This window comes from Acidobacteriota bacterium (assembly GCA_003696075.1).
Taxonomy (GTDB): Bacteria; Acidobacteriota; Polarisedimenticolia; order J045; family J045; genus J045.
The window spans coordinates 1-3,431 of record RFHH01000104.1; the positions used below are offsets into that span (position 1 = coordinate 1).

Consider the following 3,431-nt stretch of genomic DNA (forward strand, 5'->3'; position numbering starts at 1 on the left):
AGGCGTTCGGCGAGAACCTTCTCGCTGATCCCCGCCACCGCCCGTCGGATTTGACTCGGACGCATGGGGCCACCCTCGAGCTGCTGGAGGATCTGGATCATCCACTTGCAGCCGAGCACGTCGGCCAGCATTTCGAGCTCTTTCCGGGCCGAGTCGTCCATCGCGCCTCCTCGAGCTTACCACGCGGTAGTTACCGGATGGTGCGCACTTCCACGCCGCCGCCAGCCGCGCTACGGTCCCCGGCGGAGGCGGAGCCCGGCGCTCCGCATTGGCAGCCTGGAGGACAGTCTATGGCCATCAGAAAAATGCTGCTCGCGGCGTCGATCGGTTGCGGTATTGCCCTCGCCGGCCTGGTCGTCCACACGGCCTCGGCGCAGTCGGACCGGCCGAATCCATCCGTGCAGCTTCCCGACTACCGCAACTGGACCCACCTCAAGTCGATGGTGATCTTCGACGAATCGCACCACCTCTACAACGCGTTCGGCGGCATGCACCACGTCTACGCCAACGACAAGGCGCTGCCGGCGAGCAAGACCGGAGGCCCCTACCCCGACGGAAGCGCTCTCGTCTTCGTCCTCTATGACATCGAGAACGCCGGCGGTGCCTACCAGGCGACGGAGAAGAAGCTGACGGCGCTGATGCTCAAGGACTCGAAGCGCTTCGCATCGACCGGCGGCTGGGCGTTCCAGGCCTGGAACCGCGACGGCCAGGCCCTGGTCACCGACGGAGGTCGCTCTTGCTACGCCTGCCACCGGAACGGCGCCGGTGACAGCGATCTCGTCTTCTCCCGTTTCGTGCCTTGAGCGGACGTTTTTGGTGCGGGTGGCGCTTCCGGCCGGCGGCTGGGAGGCGCGGGGCTCCTCGGAGCCGAGGGAGGATGGGCGCCGCGTGGCGTGCCGGGATCGTCGCTGGAGCGGCGCTCGCCACCCTCGGCGGTGCCGCCCGGGGACAGGCGTGCGGTCCCGGGTCGGTGCTCGATGCCCTGGCGGGCGCCGACCGCGTCCTGTGGCTCGGCGCGCATCCGGACGACGAGAACAGCTCCGGCGGTTTCGTCGCCCGCGCCAAGGACGTCGCCGGACAGCTCTTCATGGCGACGCTCACGCGCGGCGAGAACAGCGACCGCGTGTGGGACGGACTCTGCCGCGGAAGCCAGATCGGACGGGCGCGTGCGGAGCTGTTCGCGGAGTCGGCGGCCTACTACATGGCCGACGGTTACGACATCGGTCCCTTCGTCAACGGCCCGCACTCGCTCGCCGAACTCGACGCGCAATGCCCGCCCGGCGCCCCGTTCGAGCCTTGGCCCGCGTCGGCGACGCCAGCCGACGTCCGCGCCAAGTGGACGGCTGACGCCGGAGACCCGGTCGCGTGGATCGTGTCTCTCCTGCGCGCCCGACGGCCGGACGTGGTGATCGCCATGGACGAGTTTTGCGGGGTGAGCGGCCACATCGAGCACCGCGCGCTCGCCGGGATGCTCCTCGAGGCGATCCCCGCGGCAGCCGACCCAAATCGCTATCCGGACAGCGGTCCCGCATGGTGCGTCGGGCGCGTCGTGTTCAGCGCCCACCTGATCGATGCGCTCGCGGACTGCGGGCTGTGCAAGTGCGCCGGACCGGCGCCGATGGAACCGGTCGATCCGGTGCTGGCGCTCGAGCCGTCGGCCACGCACGGCCACACGTACTACTGGGTCGCCTGTCTGGCGAAAACCAACTACGCAACGACGATGAACGGGCTCGACTGGACGGATGCCATGATCCGCGCCTACTGCACCAGCGACGAGGCCGCGGCGCTTGGCGCCTACGCGGCCGGATCCCGCGCCTATCCGATCGTCGAGCCGTACCGGGTCCGCTCCCCTTCGCTGCACGCTCCGACACGAAGTCTGCTCCGCTGGACTGCGTCCGGCAGCGCGTACGATCTGATCCGCGGCGACCTGGGAGCGCTGCGCTCCTCGGGCGGCGCCTTCGACATGGCCCTCGAGACCTGCCTCGCGGACGACTGGCCTGATGAGGAGTTCCTGGACGCCGCGTCTCCCGCGGGGCGTGCCGGGTGGTGGTACCTCGTGCGCGCCGGAGCCTGTGCCGGGACGGAAAGCTACGACACGGGCGCCGCATCGCAGCGCGGATGCCGGGACCCCGAGCTGGGCGGCGCCGCGAATGCCTGTCCGTAGCGGCCGCCGAGCGGCCGCCCCGGCGTCGCCGCCGGCCTCGGCCGCCATGTCCCTCGCACGAGGTCGTCCGGCCACCGTGCGGGGGAAACCGGCCCGCGGAACCGTGACGGCCGGCGTTCCGCGCCCCCCACGACCCGCTTCCGTCCCTTCCGCCATGAAGGAAGGATGCACATGCCTCCGGAGCTTAGGCCCGGGGACTTCCTACCCGCTGCGGCCAGCTTCGGTGAGGCGGCTAGGAGCGTCTCCTCCGTTCGGCTCGGCGGCAGCCCGAAGGACGCGTAGGCGGTCCTGAGTTCGCCGATCGCCGCGCGGACGCTCCTGCCTCCGGCGATCGCCGCGGGGGCGGTTCTTCGACGCGCAGGCGCGAAGCACGGCTGCCGGCCCCGTGTGCTCGGAGACCGCGGCTGCCGGGGCCGATTCCCGCTGGCGCAACGGATCGGGAGCGCTGCCATCGAGCCGGTCCGGCCGCGGTGCTAGCTTCGTAGCGTCCTCGAAAATCGCCTCGAGATCGCTGTCGGGGCGGGGAGGTGCGCGATGATCTTCGGCCCCAATCTTCCAAACGGCCGCTGGAGGTGCGCCGCCGCGCTGGCGGGGCTCCTCGCCGCCGGTGCGCTTGCATCGGCGCCGGCCGGGGCGTGCGTGACCTGCGACGACGAGGGGCGGAGTTGTCCGGAGGTGCTCGGCGACGGCGCCGCGGCCTGCGACATCGACTGCACATCCGTCGACGCGGACGTCGAATGCGGTTGGCTCAAGCGCATCCTGGGCTTGTGCGAAGGGCACGCTCGCGGCGAGCACTGCGATTGCACGCCGGTCGGCTCGTGCAAGAAGGCCAAGGACCCGCTCGAGCCCGAAGAGCAAGGTCTCGGGCCGGGCGCTTCGGGCGGCGGCGCTTCCGCCGCCTGCGGCCTCGAACTGTGAGCCCCTCCCTCACCCGGGCGCGGGGGCCGGCGCTGGCGCTGGCCCTCGCGCCCTGCGTCCTGACCGCGGCCGCCCAGCTCCCGGTCGCGCGGGTCGAAGGCCCCGACGGTCCCGTCGCCGGAGCGCGGATCACGCTCGTCGCGGAGGACGGCCGCGTCGCGAGCGCCGAGACGGACTCCCGGGGACGGGCGCGCCTGCCGGAAATCGCGGATGCGGACCGCGTTCTGGTGGCGGCCGAGGGATACGTTCCGGTCGAGCTTGCCTTCGACGACGCGCGAAGAGCGGGGTTCTCCTTTCGACTCGCCCGGGGGCGCGCCGTGGAGCTGAGGGTCACGGCCGCCGGAACGGG

At 71.6% G+C, this 3,431-nt stretch carries 5 protein-coding genes; 4 read left to right on the top strand and 1 reads right to left on the bottom strand.

From position 1 onward, the window contains the following. On the bottom strand, positions 1–161 hold a 161-nt coding region (locus D6718_06575; protein RMG45781.1), incomplete at its 3' end, for a transcriptional regulator. Between the two features lie 36 nt (positions 162–197). On the opposite strand from D6718_06575, the gene D6718_06580 reads away from it, so the two are divergent. The 4 genes from D6718_06580 to D6718_06595 all read left to right on the top strand — a co-directional run. After that, positions 198–803: a cytochrome C gene (locus D6718_06580; protein ID RMG45782.1), complete on the top strand. Its 606-nt coding sequence runs from the start codon at positions 198–200 to the stop codon at positions 801–803. Between the two features lie 74 nt (positions 804–877). Further along, complete coding sequence (locus tag D6718_06585; GenBank protein RMG45783.1) at positions 878–2,164, top strand: hypothetical protein; 1,287 nt, start codon at positions 878–880, stop codon at positions 2,162–2,164. A gap of 534 nt (positions 2,165–2,698) precedes the next feature. Then, the gene (locus D6718_06590; protein ID RMG45784.1) at positions 2,699–3,082 is read left to right on the top strand and encodes a hypothetical protein; all 384 of its coding nucleotides are present in this window, start codon (positions 2,699–2,701) and stop codon (positions 3,080–3,082) included. Further along, on the top strand, positions 3,079–3,431 hold a 353-nt coding region (locus D6718_06595; GenBank protein ID RMG45785.1), incomplete at its 3' end, for a carboxypeptidase regulatory-like domain-containing protein. The genes D6718_06590 and D6718_06595, both read left to right, overlap by 4 nt.

Bases quoted from the DNA above. Each gene is read 5' to 3' on its own strand.
- D6718_06590 (RMG45784.1), top strand. From the start codon at position 2,699: ATGATCTTCGGCCCCAATCTTCCAAACGGCCGCTGGAGGTGCGCCGCC.
- D6718_06580 (RMG45782.1), top strand. From the start codon at position 198: ATGGTGCGCACTTCCACGCCGCCGCCAGCCGCGCTACGGTCCCCGGCG.
- D6718_06585 (RMG45783.1), top strand. From the start codon at position 878: ATGGGCGCCGCGTGGCGTGCCGGGATCGTCGCTGGAGCGGCGCTCGCC.